The sequence below is a fragment of the Mesorhizobium qingshengii genome, from assembly GCF_027563465.1.
GTDB classification, from domain to species: domain Bacteria; phylum Pseudomonadota; class Alphaproteobacteria; order Rhizobiales; family Rhizobiaceae; genus Mesorhizobium; species Mesorhizobium qingshengii_A.
Genome location: NZ_JAPFQA010000004.1, coordinates 128,479 through 145,088, shown reverse-complemented (window position 1 = coordinate 145,088; position 16,610 = coordinate 128,479). Strand labels below are relative to the sequence as shown.

General features: G+C 62.8%; 14 protein-coding genes. 10 read left to right on the top strand and 4 right to left on the bottom strand.

Annotated features, from left to right (window positions below):
• Window positions 1-2: 2 nt before the first annotated feature.
• Window positions 3-1,331: a DNA polymerase IV gene (locus OOJ09_RS11945; protein ID WP_269905408.1), complete on the top strand. Its 1,329-nt coding sequence runs from the start codon at window positions 3-5 to the stop codon at window positions 1,329-1,331.
• Window positions 1,332-1,335: 4 nt separating this feature from the next.
• Here OOJ09_RS11945 and OOJ09_RS11940 read toward each other — a convergent pair whose 3' ends face one another.
• A complete protein-coding gene (locus OOJ09_RS11940; protein ID WP_269905648.1) occupies window positions 1,336-1,842 on the bottom strand; it encodes a hypothetical protein in 507 nt (168 codons plus the stop codon).
• Between the two features lie 174 nt (window positions 1,843-2,016).
• On the opposite strand from OOJ09_RS11940, the gene OOJ09_RS11935 reads away from it, so the two are divergent.
• On the top strand, window positions 2,017-2,898 hold the full coding sequence (locus OOJ09_RS11935) for a DMT family transporter (protein ID WP_269905407.1): 882 nt from the start codon (window positions 2,017-2,019) through the stop codon (window positions 2,896-2,898).
• Between the two features lie 158 nt (window positions 2,899-3,056).
• On the opposite strand, the gene dnaE is transcribed toward OOJ09_RS11935, so the two are convergent.
• On the bottom strand, window positions 3,057-6,584 hold the full coding sequence (dnaE, locus tag OOJ09_RS11930) for a DNA polymerase III subunit alpha (protein ID WP_269905406.1): 3,528 nt from the start codon (window positions 6,582-6,584) through the stop codon (window positions 3,057-3,059).
• Window positions 6,585-6,876: 292 nt separating this feature from the next.
• On the bottom strand, window positions 6,877-8,889 hold the full coding sequence (locus OOJ09_RS11925; protein ID WP_269905405.1) for an acetyl-CoA carboxylase biotin carboxylase subunit: 2,013 nt from the start codon (window positions 8,887-8,889) through the stop codon (window positions 6,877-6,879).
• 198 nt (window positions 8,890-9,087) lie between these two features.
• Between OOJ09_RS11925 and OOJ09_RS11920 the strand changes: the two genes are divergently transcribed.
• From OOJ09_RS11920 to OOJ09_RS11890, 7 genes are all read left to right on the top strand, one after another.
• Complete coding sequence (locus OOJ09_RS11920) at window positions 9,088-10,215, top strand: S-(hydroxymethyl)glutathione dehydrogenase/class III alcohol dehydrogenase (RefSeq protein ID WP_269905404.1); 1,128 nt, start codon at window positions 9,088-9,090, stop codon at window positions 10,213-10,215.
• A 67-nt stretch (window positions 10,216-10,282) separates the two neighbouring features.
• Window positions 10,283-10,852, top strand: a complete 570-nt coding sequence (gene gfa, locus OOJ09_RS11915) for an S-(hydroxymethyl)glutathione synthase (protein ID WP_269905403.1) — start codon at window positions 10,283-10,285, stop codon at window positions 10,850-10,852.
• 138 nt (window positions 10,853-10,990) lie between these two features.
• Entirely contained in the window at window positions 10,991-11,752 is a 762-nt protein-coding gene (locus tag OOJ09_RS11910) for a hypothetical protein (protein WP_269905402.1), read from the top strand.
• A complete protein-coding gene (locus OOJ09_RS11905) occupies window positions 11,749-12,219 on the top strand; it encodes a YaiI/YqxD family protein (RefSeq protein WP_256750448.1) in 471 nt (156 codons plus the stop codon). Before OOJ09_RS11910 ends, OOJ09_RS11905 begins: the two co-directional genes overlap by 4 nt.
• A gap of 3 nt (window positions 12,220-12,222) precedes the next feature.
• Window positions 12,223-12,903 (top strand): DUF1345 domain-containing protein, encoded by a 681-nt coding sequence (locus tag OOJ09_RS11900; protein WP_269905401.1) that lies wholly within the window; start codon window positions 12,223-12,225, stop codon window positions 12,901-12,903.
• Window positions 12,904-13,001: 98 nt separating this feature from the next.
• Window positions 13,002-13,883, top strand: coding sequence for a cytochrome b/b6 domain-containing protein (locus tag OOJ09_RS11895; RefSeq protein WP_269905400.1), 882 nt, complete (start codon window positions 13,002-13,004; stop codon window positions 13,881-13,883).
• A 1-nt stretch (window position 13,884) separates the two neighbouring features.
• Window positions 13,885-14,676 (top strand): molybdopterin-binding protein, encoded by a 792-nt coding sequence (locus OOJ09_RS11890; RefSeq protein WP_269905399.1) that lies wholly within the window; start codon window positions 13,885-13,887, stop codon window positions 14,674-14,676.
• Between the two features lie 83 nt (window positions 14,677-14,759).
• Here the strand turns inward: OOJ09_RS11890 and OOJ09_RS11885 are convergent, their stop codons facing one another.
• On the bottom strand, window positions 14,760-15,188 hold the full coding sequence (locus OOJ09_RS11885) for a hypothetical protein (protein WP_269905398.1): 429 nt from the start codon (window positions 15,186-15,188) through the stop codon (window positions 14,760-14,762).
• 249 nt (window positions 15,189-15,437) lie between these two features.
• On the opposite strand from OOJ09_RS11885, the gene OOJ09_RS11880 reads away from it, so the two are divergent.
• On the top strand, window positions 15,438-16,586 hold the full coding sequence (locus OOJ09_RS11880) for a helix-turn-helix transcriptional regulator (protein ID WP_269905397.1): 1,149 nt from the start codon (window positions 15,438-15,440) through the stop codon (window positions 16,584-16,586).
• The last annotated feature ends 24 nt before the right edge of the window (window positions 16,587-16,610 follow it).

The window sequence follows — 16,610 nt, the reverse complement described above, 5'->3', positions numbered from 1 at the left end:
TTATGTTCGCAGCGATGGCGGCCCCTGTCAACAATCCCGATCACGGTTTTTGCCGCGACTGCCTGACTTTTCAGCGCGGCGGCGTCAGGCGCTGCGAGCGCTGCGGCAGCCCCAGGCTGGCGCGCCATCCGGAGCTGTACCGGCTGCATCTCGCACACATCGACTGCGATGCTTTCTACGCCGCGATCGAAAAGCGCGACAACCCGGCACTGAAGGACAAGCCGCTGATCATCGGCGGCGGCAAGCGTGGCGTCGTCTCCACCGCTTGCTACATCGCCCGCATCCAGGGCGTCCGCTCGGCAATGCCGATGTTCAAGGCGCTCGAAGCCTGTCCCGACGCGGTCGTGATCAGCCCGAACATGGAAAAATACGTGCGCGTCGGCCGCGAGGTGCGCGCCATGATGCAGGCGTTGACGCCGCTGGTCGAGCCGCTGTCGATCGACGAGGCGTTTCTCGACCTCGCCGGCACCGAACGGCTGCACGGGCTGCCGCCGGCGGTGGTGCTGGCGCGATTCGCGCTGGCTGTAGAGAAGGAGATCGGCATCACCGTTTCGGCGGGCCTGTCCTATTGCAAGTTCCTCGCCAAGATAGCTTCGGACTTGCGCAAGCCGCGCGGCTTCTCGGTCATCGGCGAGGCAGAGGCGGTCGGCTTTCTGGCAACGCAGCCGGTGACCATGATCTGGGGGGTCGGCAAGGCGTTCAACGCCACGCTGGAGCGTGACGGCATCCGCACCATCGGCCAGTTGCAGCAGATGGATCGCGGCGACCTGATGCGCCGCTACGGCACGATGGGCGACCGGCTCTATCGCCTGTCGCGCGGCGAGGACGTCCGCCGCGTCGATCCCGACCAGGATGCCAAGAGCGTATCGGCCGAAACCACCTTCGACACCGACATCGCTTCGTTGGATGAGCTTGTCGCTGTGCTGAGAGGGCTTTCGGAGAAAGTCTCGGCACGGCTGAAGAAATCCGGCATTGCCGGGCGCACCGTGGTGCTGAAGCTGAAGACCCAGGATTTCAAGCTCCGCACACGCAACCGCCAGCTCAGCGACCCGACCCGGCTCGCCGACCGCATCTTTCAGACCGGGGTCGAGCTTCTGCGCAAGGAAACGGACGGCACGAAATATCGGCTGCTCGGCATCGGCGTCAGCGACCTCTCGGGCGACGACAAGGCCGATCCGCCCGACCTGGTCGACGTCCAGGCGCGCAAGCGCGCCATGGCGGAAGGCGCCATCGATGCCTTGCGCGACAAGTTCGGCCGCAAGGCGGTGGAAACCGGCTATACGTTCGGCAAGGGCCGGGACGCCCATCCGCCGGAACCATTGGAAGATTGAACCGTCAGGTCCGTGTCAAATCGATACGGCTCGTCACCACGTTCTTGCCGGTTTTCGGGTCGGTGTCGGTGACTGTCAGCCGGATCCCGTTCTCGCCTCTCTTCTCGACCGTCATCCGCGCCTTGCGATCCCCATTGACCTCCTTGGCCCAGCGGATGCCGAGATTGATCGCATTGCCCGAACGGCTGCCGTTCAGCTGTGCCGGCCCCGTACGAGACCCGACATAGACGCCGCTGTATTTCGCATCCGTGACCTTCAAGTTGGCGCTGATGGCCCGCGTCAACACGACGAGACCCCGGCAACTGCCATCCAGCGAGAGCGAGGTTGAGGTCGCGTTCGACTTGAAGCTGCAAGTTACGCCAACGTTCGGCACGTCGGTGGTTACCTGGACCGTGCCCTTGCCGGCGAAGTTGCCCTTGAACGACTGGAGAAATTTGGTCTCGTCGGCATGAGCCGCGCCCGCGGCAACCAAAAGGCAGCCCGCAAGCGCGAATTGCGCGAATGGTCTCATGGAAAGCTCTCCTTGTCGGCGTTGTTCCGCAAAGCACGGGCGAATATTGGGACTCAACGCCCCTTGCCGTATCAGGTTCCGTCGGCAACATGGGTGTTTCGCAACGCTGGCTGGCCCAGAAGAATGCAGCGGCTAGCGATTGCGGCAGGAGCTCCGGCCTGCGACATAGCGGGCATGGCACCCACCCCCTCCCTCCCCAAGGCCGCGTTCTGGATGGCGCTGTCGATTGCCTCGTTCCTGGCGATGTCGGTCGCCGGCCGCGCCACGACGGCCGAGCTCAACGTCTTCCAGGTATTGGAACTGCGCTCGGTGATCGGCTTCTTCATCCTTCTGCCGCTGGTGATGATGAGCGGCGGCTTCGCGGCAATGCGCACGCAGCGCCCCGTCGCCCATATCGCCCGCAACGTCATCCACTATACCGGCCAGGCGGCCTGGCTTTACGCCCTGACGCTGATCCCGCTGGCCGTGCTGATCTCGATCGAGTTCACGACGCCGATCTGGACGGCCCTCCTGGCGGTCGGCTTCCTTGGGGAACGGCTCTCCCGCCCGAAGCTTGCGGCGATCGTGCTGGGGCTGATCGGCGTGGTGATCATCGTTCGCCCCGGTGCCGGTTCGGTCGATCCGGGACATCTCGTCGTGCTCGGCGCCGCGGTCTGCTTCGGCATCTCGGTGGTCATGGTCAAATCGCTGACGCGGACGGATAGCGTCGTGCGCATCATCTTCTGGATGCTGATCATCCAGTCGGTGGTCGGCCTCGTGCCGGCGCTCTATGCGTGGCGCAACCCGCCACCGGAGCTGTGGCCATGGATCCTGCTGATCGCCTTCAGCGGCATGTCGTCCCATTTCTGCATGGCCCGCGCGCTTGGCTATGCCGACGCCACCGTCATTTCGCCGATGGATTTCCTGCGCGTGCCGTTGTCGGCGCTGATCGGCTGGCTGCTCTATCAGGAGCGCATCGACGCCTTCACCGCCGCCGGCGCATTGCTGATCCTGATGGGCAACCTGCTCAATCTGCAGCGGAAGTCGGCAAAACCAGCGGAAGTAGCAGCGTCTTAGCCTTGCTGCTGGTCAGATGCCTTCGTCGGGTATGTCGAGAACATGCCCAGCAGGCCTTGCAGGGGTACCGCGTCAGGCCATGCCGTTGCGACCCGCGCTGCATGGCGAGTGCGGCAAGAGCCGCCCGGCGAACTTCCGCTTGCCGGAAAGAGTGGTGATCACACCAGCTCCACTTCGACCACGCCAGGCACCGCGCGCATCGCCGAGGCGATCTGCGGCGAAATCCGGTAGCGGTTCGGCAGTTCGATCTCGATTTCCCCCTCGCCTTCTTCCTTGATCAGCACGAAGCTCACCTGGCCCTCGCCCCTGACGGCAAGCTGGCCAGCCAGCGTGTTGATCGGCGCCGCGCTGCGCACGAAAATGCGCAACGCCTTCTGGATACGGCTTGCCTCATCCTCCAGCGACTGCACGGTCTGGATGCGCAGGTTGACGCCTTCCGGCCTGTCTTCGGCCGAAACGGTGATGACGACGGAGCGGCCGGGCTCGAGCAGGTCGCGATATTGCGCCAACCCTTCCGAAAACAGCACGGCTTCATACTGGCCCGACGTATCCGAAAAGGCCACGACGCCCATCTTATTGCCCGTGCGCGTCTTGCGCTCCTGCTTGGTGGTGACGGTGCCGGCCAGACGCCCGGCGGCGGCGCCCCGCTTGACGGCGGCCGAGAATTCCGCCCAGTTCTGCACCCGCATCTTCTGCAGCGCCGCCTTGTACTCGTCGAGCGGGTGGGCGGAGAGGTAGAAGCCGACCACCTGGAATTCGCGGTGCAGCCGGTCGGCGGCGAGCCACGGGTCCGTCGCCGGCAGATTGAGCGCCTGCGACTGGGCGCCGAGCGAGGCGCCAAAGATGTCATGCTGGCCGGACACCGCGTTCTGTTGCGCCAGCGATGCCAGCCCCATCATGCGCTCGACGCCTGCCATCATGGAAGCGCGGTCGTGGCCGAAGCAGTCGAGCGCGCCGGCCATGATCAGGCTTTCGAAGACACGCTTGCCAACGATCTTGGGATCGACCCGCTCGCAGAAATCGGCAAGGTTCTTGAACGGTTTTTCGCCACGCTGGGCAACAATGTGCTCGACCGCCGCGTCGCCGACGCCCTTGAGTGCCGCCAGCGAATAGTAGATGCGGTTCTCGCCCACCTCGAAAGCGCGGAAGCTCGTCATCACCGACGGTGCCAGAACCTCGATGCCGAGGCGCAGCGCGTCCTGGCGAAAGTCGGCGAGCTTGTCCGTGTTGCCCATGTCGAGCGTCATCGACGCCGCCAGGAACTCGACCGGATAGTGCGCCTTGAGGTAGGCGGTCTGGTACGAGACCACCGCGTAGGCGGCGGCGTGCGACTTGTTGAAACCATAGTCGGCGAACTTGGCCAGCAGGTCGAAAATGAAGTCGGCTTGCGGCTTGCCGACACCACGCTCCACCGCGCCGGTGACGAAGCGCTCGCGCTGCTTGTCCATCTCGGCGCGGATCTTCTTGCCCATGGCGCGGCGCAGAAGGTCGGCTTCGCCGAGCGAATAGCCGGACAGTTCCTGCGCGATCTGCATCACCTGTTCCTGGTAGACGATGACGCCTTGCGTCTCCTTGACCAGATGGTCGATCTTGGGATGGATCGACGCCATCTCCTCCTCGCCATGCTTTCTGGCGTTGTAGGTCGGGATGTTCTCCATCGGGCCCGGACGGTACAACGCCACCAGCGCGATGATGTCCTCGATGCAGTCGGGCCGCATGCCGATCAGCGCCTTGCGCATGCCGGCGCTTTCCACCTGGAACACGCCGACCACCTCGCCGCGCGACAGCATGGCGTAGGTTTCGGGGTCGTCGAGCGGTATCGTCGCCAGGTCGATCTCGATGCCGCGGCGGCGGATCAGTTTCACCGCCGTCTCCAGCACGGTCAGCGTCTTCAGGCCGAGGAAGTCGAACTTCACCAGCCCGGCCTGCTCGACATATTTCATGTTGAACTGGGTGACAGGCATGTCCGAGCGCGGATCTCGGTACATCGGCACCAGCTCCGACAGCGGCCTGTCGCCGATGACGATGCCGGCGGCGTGTGTCGAAGCGTGGCGATAGAGCCCTTCGAGCTTCTGCGCCATGTCGAGCAGCGTCTGGACGATCGGCTCCTTCTCGGCCTCTTCGGCGAAGCGCGGCTCGTTGGCGATGGCGTCGGCGAGCTTGACCGGATTGGCCGGGTTCTGCGGCACCATCTTGGAGAGCTTGTCGACCTGGCCATAGGGCATCTGCAGCACACGGCCGACGTCGCGCAGCACCGCGCGGGCCTGCAGCGTACCAAAGGTGATGATCTGACCAACCTGGTCGCGACCATACTTCTGCTGGACGTAGCGGATTACTTCCTCGCGGCGATCCTGGCAGAAGTCGATGTCGAAGTCGGGCATCGACACGCGGTCCGGATTGAGAAAACGTTCGAACAGCAGGGAGAAGCGCAGCGGATCGATATCGGTGATGGTCGTCGAATAGGCGACCAGCGACCCCGCACCCGAACCGCGGCCGGGCCCGACCGGGATACCTTGCGCCTTGGCCCATTTGATGAAGTCGGCAACGATCAGGAAGTAGCCGGGGAATTTCATCTTCTCGATGATGCCGAGCTCGAAATTCAGCCTCTCGCGATACTGCTCGATCGTATAACCCGGGGTGGGACCATGCGCGGCGAGCCGTGCTTCCAGCCCTTCATGCGCTTGGCGGGCCAGTTCGTCGGCTTCCGCTTTCACCGCGGCATCGGCATCGGCGACATCACCGCCGGTAAAGCGCGGCAGGATCGGATTGCGGTTCTTCGGATAATAGGAACAGCGCAGCGCGATCTCGACCGTGTTGTCGACCGCCTCCGGCAGGTCGGCGAACAGCCTGGCCATATCGGCCTGGCTGCGCAGGAAATTGTCCGGCGACAGCCGGCGGCGATTGTCGGCGGCGACGACCGAGCCCTCGGCGATGGCGATCAGCGCGTCATGCGCCTCGTAATCGTCGCGCGCCGAGAAAAACGCCTCGTTGGTGGCGACAAGCGGCAATTCGTGGGCATACGCGAGATCGACCGAGGATTTCTCGATCACTCGATCGTAACCCGAAACCCGATCCAGTTCGACATAGAGCCGATCGCCGAACATCGTCTTGAGGGTCAAAAGCCGTGCCTCGGCAAGATCGCGGCGATCTTCCTTGAGCGCAATTCCGATCGGCCCGCGCGGCCCGCCGCTGAGGCAGATGAGCCCGTCACAATGGCCTTCCATCATTTCAGTGGTCAGGTGCACCGCCTCGCCGGGCGGTGTTTCGAGATAAACCCGGCTGACCAGCCTGACCAGATTGGAATAGCCGGCCTCGGTCGCGGCGATCAGGACCACCGGACGCATCTCCGGACCTTGCCGTCTGCGGTCGCGCTGTCCGTCGCTGTTCTCGCCGGAAAAGGCGAGCGCGACCTGGCAGCCGATGATCGGCTGGATACCGTCCTTCACCGCCTTCTGCGCGAACTCCAGCGCGCCGAACAGATTGTTGGTGTCGGTGACGGCAATCGCCGGGGCCTCGTCCTTGACCGCGTGAGCCACCACCTTGCCAATCTGCAAGGCGCCTTCCAGCAGCGAATAGGCCGAATGCACGCGCAGATGGATGAAGGGCCGCGCCGGCGCTTCTGGCCGCGCGGCCGCTATCGCGGCTTCGCGCTTCAGGGGATCGCGTGGAAGTCTGTCATCCGCCATGGTTTTTCGTACTGCCTGAAGGACTTGAGTCGATGGAGATGTATTGTCCGGGACCGGGCGATGCCAGTCCAGCGCAAACGACCTCTGACCACAGACTTGCCGAGCCCCGCCCCGCAGTTCGTCTCAGAAAGTGTTTCGAAATTCGATCTGGCGAGTCATGGTGGTGGTTTCGAGAACCGGAGCGCAGCGGACATTTGGGTCCGTGAGCTCAGTTCTACTGCGACGCAGTAGAACGGGGAAGCGCAGAAAACGCCATCAGATGGCCGCCAGAGCAGGGTTTCCAGACAATCTCTCAGGCGAATTCCATGATCACCGCATCGACGGCCAGGCTGTCGCCCGGCTTGGCGTTGAGTTTCGAGACGACAAGGTCGCGTTCGGCGCGCAGCACGTTTTCCATCTTCATCGCCTCGACCACGGCCAGCGTCTCGCCGGCCTTGACCTCCTGGCCCTCGGCAACTGCGATCGACACGACGAGGCCAGGCATCGGGCACAGCAGCATGTTCGACGTGTCCGGTGCCACCTTTTCCGGCATCAGCCTCTCAAGCTCGGCAATGCGCGGCAGCATGGCGCGCGCGGTCACCGACATGCCCTTCCAGGCGATGCGAAAGCCATTGGCAACAGGCCTGATCTGAGCGGCGACCTTGCGCTGGCCGACCGTGCCACGCCAGATCAGGTCGCCCGGCCGCCAGTCGGATGAAACGGTCAGCGCCTTGCCACCCTCGATCGACAGATCGATTTCCATCGGAATGGAAATCATGCCTTCGAGGATGGACGCCGACAAATAGCCCTCACCGATCTTCACCACCCAGTCGCGTTTGAGCGCGCCCGAATGTGGCGCCAGGCGCCCGCCCAGCCGGTCGAGCCGGTCGCGGCGCAGCAGTTCCACCGCGGTGGCGATCGACGCCAGAACAGCCTTCTCTTCGCCATCGGGCACGACGGGCGCGAAGCCGTCGGGATATTCCTCGGCGATGAATGCCGTCGATATCCGCCCGTCCCGCCAGCGCGGATGCTGCATCAGTGCCGCCAGAAACGGGATGTTGTGTTCGATGCCGTCGACGATGAAGCTGTCGAGCGCTTCCGACATGGCGTCGATGGCCTCGATGCGCGTCGGCGCCCAGGTGCACAGCTTGGCGAGCATCGGATCATAGAACATCGAGATCTCCGAGCCTTCGGTGACGCCGGTGTCGTTGCGGATGACGATGTCGCCGAACTGTCCTTCCTCCGGCGGACGGTAGCGCGTCAGCCGGCCGATCGAGGGCAGGAAATTGCGGTACGGGTCCTCGGCGTAGAGTCGGCTTTCCACCGCCCAGCCGTTCAGCCTCACATCACTCTGCTTCAAGGCGAGCTTTTCACCCGCGGCCACCCGGATCATCTGCTCGACCAGATCGATGCCGGTGACGAGCTCCGTCACCGGGTGCTCGACCTGCAATCGTGTATTCATTTCAAGGAAATAGAAGTTCTTGTCCTTGTCGACGATGAATTCGACCGTGCCGGCGCTCTGATAGTCGACCGCTCTGGCCAGCGCCACCGACTGCTCGCCCATGGCTTTCCTGGTCTTGGCGTCGAGGAATGGCGACGGCGCCTCCTCCACCACTTTCTGGTTGCGGCGCTGGATCGAGCATTCGCGCTCACCGAGGTAGAGCGCATTGCCATGCGCGTCGGCCAGCACCTGGATCTCGATATGGCGCGGATCGACGACAAACTTCTCGATGAAGACGCGGTCATCGCCGAACGAACTCTTGGCCTCCGAGCGTGCCCGGTCGAAACCGTCGCGCACTTCCGACTGGCTCCAGGCGATGCGCATGCCCTTGCCGCCGCCGCCGGCCGAGGCCTTGATCATCACGGGATAGCCGATCTCGCCGGCGATCTTCTCGGCATGGTCGGCATTTTCGATGACACCGAGCCAGCCGGGCACCGTCGAGACCTTCGCCGCATTGGCGAACTTCTTTGATTCGATCTTGTCGCCCATCGCCTTGATGGCCTTGGGTTTCGGGCCGATGAAGACGATGCCTTCCGCCTCCAGCGCCTCACAGAAGGCAGCCCGTTCCGACAGGAAGCCATAACCGGGATGCACGGCCTGCGCGCCCGTCGCCTTGCAGGCGGCAATTATATTTTCAGGCAGCAGATAGCTCTGCGCGGCGGGCGAAGGTCCAATATGAACCGCCTCGTCGGCCATATCGACATGCACGGCGTCGCGATCGGCATCGGAATAGACGGCGACGGTGGCGATGCCCATCTTGCGCGCCGTCTTGATGACGCGGCAGGCAATCTCGCCACGATTGGCAATCAGAATCTTGGTGAACATGCGGAAGCATCCCTCGGTCGGCTGTTCCTTTTATGGCCTGTGCTTGCAGGGTCAAGCCGACCATGCAAATCACTGCCTTTCAATCGATTTGCGATTCCAATTCGCAGCTGTGGCCCAGTTTCGGCCCCAGCTTCCAGTTGATCGCGTCGCCAAAACCTGAAAGCTTGAGCGTAAAATCGCCTTGGGAGGAATTGTCTTATGAAAACCCGCGCCGCTGTCGCTGTCGCCGCCGGAAAGCCGCTGGAGATCATGGAGGTCGACCTCGACGGTCCGCGCGAGGGCGAAGTGCTGGTCGAGATCAAGGCAACCGGCATCTGCCACACCGACGAGTTCACACTGTCCGGCGCCGATCCGGAAGGCCTGTTTCCCGCGATCCTCGGCCATGAAGGTGCCGGCGTGGTCGTCGATGTCGGCAAGGGCGTCACCTCGGTCAAGAAGGGCGACCACGTCATTCCGCTCTATACGCCCGAGTGCCGACAGTGCCCGTCCTGCCTCTCGCGTAAGACCAATCTGTGCACGGCCATCCGCGCCACGCAGGGCCAGGGCCTGATGCCCGATGGCTCATCGCGCTTCTCGATCGGCAAGGACAAGATCTTCCACTATATGGGCTGCTCGACCTTTTCCAACTTCACCGTGCTGCCCGAGATCGCGGTGGCCAAGGTCAATCCCGACGCGCCCTTCGACAAGATCTGCTACATCGGCTGCGGCGTCACCACCGGCATCGGTGCGGTGATCAACACGGCCAAGGTCGAGATCGGCGCGACGGCGGTGGTCTTTGGCCTCGGCGGCATCGGCCTCAACGTCATCCAGGGGCTTCGCCTTGCCGGCGCCGACATGATCATCGGCGTTGATCTGAACAACGACAAGAAGGCCTGGGGCGAGAAATTCGGCATGACGCATTTCGTCAATCCGAAGGAGATCGACGGCGATGTCGTCCCACACCTCGTCAACATGACCAAGCGCGGCGCCGACCAGATCGGCGGCGCCGACTACACCTTCGACTGCACCGGCAACACCAAGGTGATGCGCCAGGCGCTGGAATCGTCACACCGCGGCTGGGGCAAGTCGGTCGTCATCGGCGTTGCCGGTGCTGGCCAGGAAATCTCGACGCGGCCGTTCCAGCTGGTCACCGGCCGCACCTGGATGGGCACCGCCTTCGGCGGCGCGCGCGGCCGCACCGACGTGCCGAAGATCGTCGACTGGTACATGGACGGCAAGATCCAGATCGACCCGATGATCACCCACACGCTGAAGCTCGAGGACATCAACAAGGGGTTCGACCTCATGCATGAGGGCAAATCGATCCGAAGCGTGGTGATTTACTGAGGAAGACCACAAGCCGCCGACCAACCGGCCTGCGACCTCTGTGGTTCAAAACTGGGAGGAGAAAAGAATGGCGGAGAAACTGCATCCGAAAATCGACAATGGCCTGCCCAAGGAAAGCGCCAGCTTTGCCGGCGGCACGCTGGTCTGCGCTTGCACCAGCAAGCCGGTGAAGGTGAAGGTCAAGGGTCAGATCGCCCACAATCATGCCTGCGGCTGCACCAAGTGCTGGAAGCCCGAAGGCGCGATCTTCTCGGTCGTTGCCGTGGCCGGCACGGGCGACGTCACCGTCACCGAGAACGGCGACAAGCTGAAAGTGGTCGACGCCAGCGCGCTGATCCAGCGTCATGCCTGCACCGGCTGCGGCGTCCATATGCATGGACCGGTCGAGCGCGACCATCCATTCAAGGGGTTGACCTTCCTGCACCCGGAGCGTTTCGAAGAAGACGGCTGGTCGCCGCCGGGCTTTGCCGCCTTCGTGTCGTCGATCATCGAATCCGGCGTCGATCCGAAACGCATGGACGGTATTCGTGCACAGCTGAAGAAGATTGGGCTCGAGCCCTATGACTGCCTCAACCCCGGCCTGATGGACTACATGGCCACCTGGACGGCCAAGAAGTCCGGCGCGCTACCGGCATGAAACTGACGGGCGGGTGCGGTTGCACCCGCCCGCCTCGGTTTTTTCCAACTTCGCCGAATGGTCCATAGGCGAACGGACCGACAAGACAAGATGTGATATGAATTCCCCGGACATGCTTCAAAGCAGTTGGGGGAGACGATGCTGCCGATCCTCTTTGCCGCCGGCGTTCTGGTCATAGGAACAGGCCTCGCCTACAGCATCAAACGATTTTCGTTTGGCGACAGCACGACGCTGATCGCGCTGATGATCACTCCATTGCTTGCTTATGGGATCGGCTCGGGAAAAATCAGCGAATTGGCAGGCCCCGGCGGCTGGAGCGCGAAATTCAAGCAAGAAGCGGAAAAGACAATCGTCCCGGTGGGACACATTAAAGTCTCCGGCGATCTTTACGGAAAAGGCGGACTGGACGACCTCAAGCGCATCGTCAGCAACCTTGGTCTCGGTCAACCGATAGCCTTGTCGCTACAGTTGGGCAGAGGCGACTACTACAAGGCGGACATCATAGCAAAGTACATCTCGGTTCTCATTCACTACGACCCCAACGTGTTGATTATAATAACTGATTCCGGAGGGGCTTACATCGCGTCGGCCAGGGCGGATATGATCCTCTCGCAACTGACCGACAAGGACGACTACGAACAGTCGCCTGTACCACTGTTCGACGCAAAACCATTCATCGATGCCATACACGGGACCGACCCGGCGCCGGTTCGCTCGCTCTACGGCTTTTCTGATCAGTCAATTCCCGAAACGGCCAGCAACGTGGCCGCCTTGCAAAGGATGCAAGAACTGAACACGCCGAGGTTGGTTGCGGTGACTTCCGATCGCAAGCCAAAAGGGTTAGTGGATCGTGACCCGATCGTAACGCAGCTGCTTCTTGGACTTGTGCCCGCCCAGTGACTTCCAGCCCCCAGATCCTCGTCGATGCCGATGCCTGCCCGGTCAAGGCCGAGGTCGAGAAGGTCGCCGAACGCCATGGCGTTGTCGTCACCTACGTCTCCAATGGCGGCTTGCGACCATCGCGCGATCCGATGATCCGCAATGTCGTCGTCTCAAAAGGCGCGGACGCCGCCGACGACTGGATCGTCGACAATGCGCGCGCCAACGACATCGTGGTGACAGCCGACATTCCGCTTGCCGCCCGTGCGGTGGCGCTCGGCGCGCATGTGCTCGGACCCACCGGGCGCCCCTTCACCCCGGAAACCATCGGCATGGCGGTGGCAATGCGCGACCTCAAGCAGCATCTGCGCGAGACGGGCGAAAGCAAGGGCTACAATGCCAGCTTCGCGCCGCAGGACCGCTCGCGGTTCCTTGGCGAACTCGACCGCATCTTGCGGCGGGCGCTCAAATCCGCCACACCGGGCTGAGCCATGACGACCGATACGCCGATCAAGACGCCAGTGCACCGGCACATGCAGTTCGCGATGTCTGCCTGCGTCGGCATACCGGCATTCGTGATCGCGCTCATCTCAGGCGTGCCGCTTGCCTATTCGATTTCGATCGGCGCCAATGTGTTCTTCGCCGCCTTTATCGTGTTTGTCATTGCCCAGATGCCGCGGCTCACCGGCCGCTATCTGAGCAAGAATGCGCGTGAGATCGACCTCCCGGTTCTCGGCATCTTTGCCGTCACGCTTGGCGTTGTCGCCGTTGCCACCGTCCTGCTGTTCCAGCTGATCAATCACAAGGGCCGCGACCCCGTCGAACTCAGCTTTGCGCTGTTGTCGATCCCGCTCGGCTGGTTCACCATCCATGCCATGGCAGCGCTCCACTATGCCCATGTCTACTGGATGGATGGCGATGCGATCGATACCGAAACCAAGAAGAAGATCCCGGTCGGTGGCCTCGATTTTCCCGGCGGCAAACGGCCTGAGGGTTGGGATTTCCTTTATTTCGCGACGGTCATCGGCATGACCGCGCAGACCGCCGACACCGCCCTGACGACCTCGCATATGCGCCGCGTCGTCCTTGTCCATTCGATCCTGTCGTTCTTCTTCAACACGGTCATCGTCGCTGCCGTCGTCAACCTCGCCGTCAGTCTCGGCAACTCGTAATAAATCCGTGATCGGATGAAACATCGGTTTGGATCGCTGCGTATCAGGAGGACAATGAACGCGCGGGCCACGCCGCGAGGCCGGGAGACGAGACAAAGATGCAATCCGTTGCCAGAAGCCAATCCACCGCCGGACCGGGCGCTCCCGCTTCGAGCGACAAAACGCTGATCTACCGGCAATCGCGCTGGACGCGGCTGACGCATTGGCTCTGGGCCATCTCACTGTTCTTCATGCTGCTTTCCGGCCTGCAGATCTTCAACGCCCGCCCGCAGCTCTATATCGGCAAGCAGTCGGGCTTCGAGTACAACAATACCGTATTCGCCATCGGTGCCGAGAATACCGACGCCGGGCCGCGCGGCTACACCGAGGTCTTTGGCAAGCGCTTCGACACCACCGGGGTGCTCGGCTGGTCGGGTCCGGCAGGCAACGAGACAGCGCGCGGCTTTCCGTCCTGGGCGACAATCCCGTCCTACTACGATCTCGGCACCGCGCGTGTCGTGCATTTCTTCTTTGCCTGGATACTGACCACGACCTTGCTCGTCTGGCTGGTCGCCAGCCTGGTCAACGGCCATTTGCGCCGCGACCTCGCCCCGCGCCTTGATGATCTCAAGCGGTTGCCGCGCGACATCGTCGACCATGCGAAGCTCAGATTCCACCACACGCGCGAATACAACACGCTGCAGAAGATGGCCTATGGCGGCGTGCTGTTCGTGCTGTTGCCGCTGATGATCGTCACCGGCCTGGCCATGTCGCCAAGCATGAATTCGGTGCTGCCGTTCCTCAACGATCTGCTCGGTGGCAGACAAACCGCACGCACCATCCATTTCACCGTCATGCTACTGCTGGTCGCCTTCTTCGTCATTCACATGCTGATGATCCTCGCCGCCGGCCCGATCAACGAACTGCGCTCCATCATAACCGGCTGGTACCGCACCGACCCTCCGGTACATGAGGACAAAACCGCGCAGAGGAGTGCGTGACATGGCGAAATTTCAGATCAGCCGTCGAAAGTTCCTGACCGCGGCCAGCCTCGGCGCTTCAGGCATCATGCTGTCGGGCTGCGACGCCTTCGACAGCCAGCTAAGCATCGGCGGCGGCCTGCGCGGTTTCCTCGAAAACGCCAATGGCCTGACATACCACGCGCAACGCCTGCTCGCCGGCCGCGACGCGCTGGCGCCGGAATTCACCGAGGCCGACATCCGTCAGCCGCAGCGGCCGAACGGCGTCACGGCGCCGGACGATGATGTCTACAAGGGTCTGCTCGCCAACAATTTTGCAGACTGGCGATTGGAGGTTTCAGGCCTTGTCAAAAAGCCGCTGTCGCTGAGCCGCGAGCAATTGATGAACATGCCGAGCCGCACCCAGATCACCCGCCACGACTGTGTCGAAGGCTGGAGCTGCATCGCCAAATGGACCGGCACGCCGCTGTCGCTGGTGCTGGACCAGGCGGTGGTCAAGCCGCAGGCGCGCTACGTCATGTTCCATTGCCTCGACACGATCGATCGAAGCCTGTCCGGCGACATCAAATATTACGGCACCATCGACCTGATCGATGCTCGCCACCCGCAGACGATCCTCGCCTATGGCCTGAATGGCAAGCCGCTGCCGGTCGAGAACGGCGCGCCGTTGCGCGTCCGTGTCGAACGCCAGCTCGGCTACAAAATGCCGAAATATCTCTACAAAATCGAACTGGTCGATGGCTTCGCCAATATCGGCGGTGGTCGCGGTGGCTATTGGGAAGACAATGGCTACGACTGGTATGGCGGGATTTGACCCACCGACAAAGGGATGATCGGCCCGCGGAGGCCACGGGCCGATCAGTTACGCTTGGCTTTGCATGAGCCCCCCGGCCCCGCTCAATAGCCGGCGTAAATCCACTGACAATTGTTGTAGGAATCGCAGCTGTAGTACCAGTAGCCATCGCTGCGCGCCGTTTCACCGCTGGACGTGGCCTTGCTGGCAACGGCATCGGCCTTCTTGGCATCGGCCCCCATTTCCTTGGCCATATTGGCCATCTTGCCTGTGTCCATAAGCACCGGCTTGCCGTCCTTCATCTTGGCGCCCTGCTCAGCCACCGGCCCGGCCTCGGCCAGCATTCTGGCGGCGACAAGCATCGCTTCGCCGTCCTTGTCGGCCTTGGCGATATTGGCCAGCGCCACGGCGGTTTCGACCTTCGTGCGCGCATCGGCCTGTTGTTCCGGCGTCATCCCGCCGGCGAAGGCCAGCGTTGTCGAGCCAAGGCCGGCAGCGAATGCAAGAGCAAGCACCTTACGGAATATGATCATGCGTTGTTCTCCCTGAGTGGACGTCCCGCCGGTAGAAGAGCAGTTTCACGACTGGAGAACCCTACCCAAACGGGTAGGCGGCGAGGTCCTTTTCGTTCAGCCGCTGATCCTGGCTTCCACCAACGCACCGTTTGACAACCTGCCTCCAGTCGGGGACGATGCGCCGGGGTAATTCAGACAGAACTTCTTTTCGGGCATGCCGCGTGCTCCGATTATGGGGTGCGCCGCTGCCGGAAACCGGGGGCGGGCTTGACCTTGGTGCAGAAGCGCGAGACGCAGTTTCTCGACGCGCTCTATCTTGGGGTGCGCGACAGGGCAGAATTTGACGCCTCGCTTGACCTCCTCGGCGGCCTGTTCGACGTCGCCACGGCCATATTGCTGGATTTCGACGCGGCGCGGCCGGAGGTGTCGGCGCAGGCTTCCGTCGGCCTTTTCAAGGGTGAGGTGCTGGATCGCTATCAGCGCGATTTCACCGCACTGGACCCGGCGCCGAAGGCGTTCATGGCCTTGCCTGCCGGCACCGCCATGCCCACCTATCGCCTGCTTCCGGAAGAGACCCGCAAGCCCGGCATCTTCTTCAACGAGTTTTTTCGACCCCTGGGGCTGGAAGAATGCCTGGGCGGAACGCTTGCATCGACAGGGGGCCGTTTCGCCATGGTCGGCTTGCAGCGGCCGCGTGACCGCAAGCCCTTCGACGACGACGATATCGCCAGGCTCGAAGCGCTCATGCCCCACCTTGCGCGGGCATTGCAGCTTCGCCGCAGTTTTCTGGAACTCGAAGGCGCGGCAGGCGCCATGTCCGAAATGTGCGACCGGCTGGCCGCTGGTGTCGTGGCGCTCGATGAATATGGGCGCGGCCTGTTCGTCAACGCCGCGGCTCGCAGGATAGCCGACGCCGGTGACGGTCTGTCGATTGGCCGTGGCGGCCGGCTTTTCGCCTTGAACCGAGCGGCCAACAACAAGCTCGCGGAACTCGAGAACGATGTCCGCTCAGGCGGCGCCGGCGGCGTCGCGCGAACAGCCAGGGCGGCTGGCAGACCACCTTACGGCGTCATGGTTGCCCCGTTCTTCCTCGACCATGGCGTCGACACCACGAGATCGCGCCCCCGCGGCGTCATGTTCATCATCCACGACCCACTGCTCAAGGTGCGGTCGGACGCACAGACGATCAGTGCGCTTTTCGGCCTGCCAAGAGGCACAGCGCAACTCGTCGTGGCCATCGCCGCCAACGAAGACCTGCAAACCTATGCCGATCGCGCCGGCATCTCGATGAACACGGTTCGCTATCATCTCAAGGCTGCCTACAGCCGGACCGGCGTGCGCCGGCAGTCGGAACTGGTGAGGTTGGTTACCACCGCCTTGCGGGATCTTTCCGACCACAGCGATAGCAACGCGTAGGCCCCGCCCCTGGGCACCAGCACG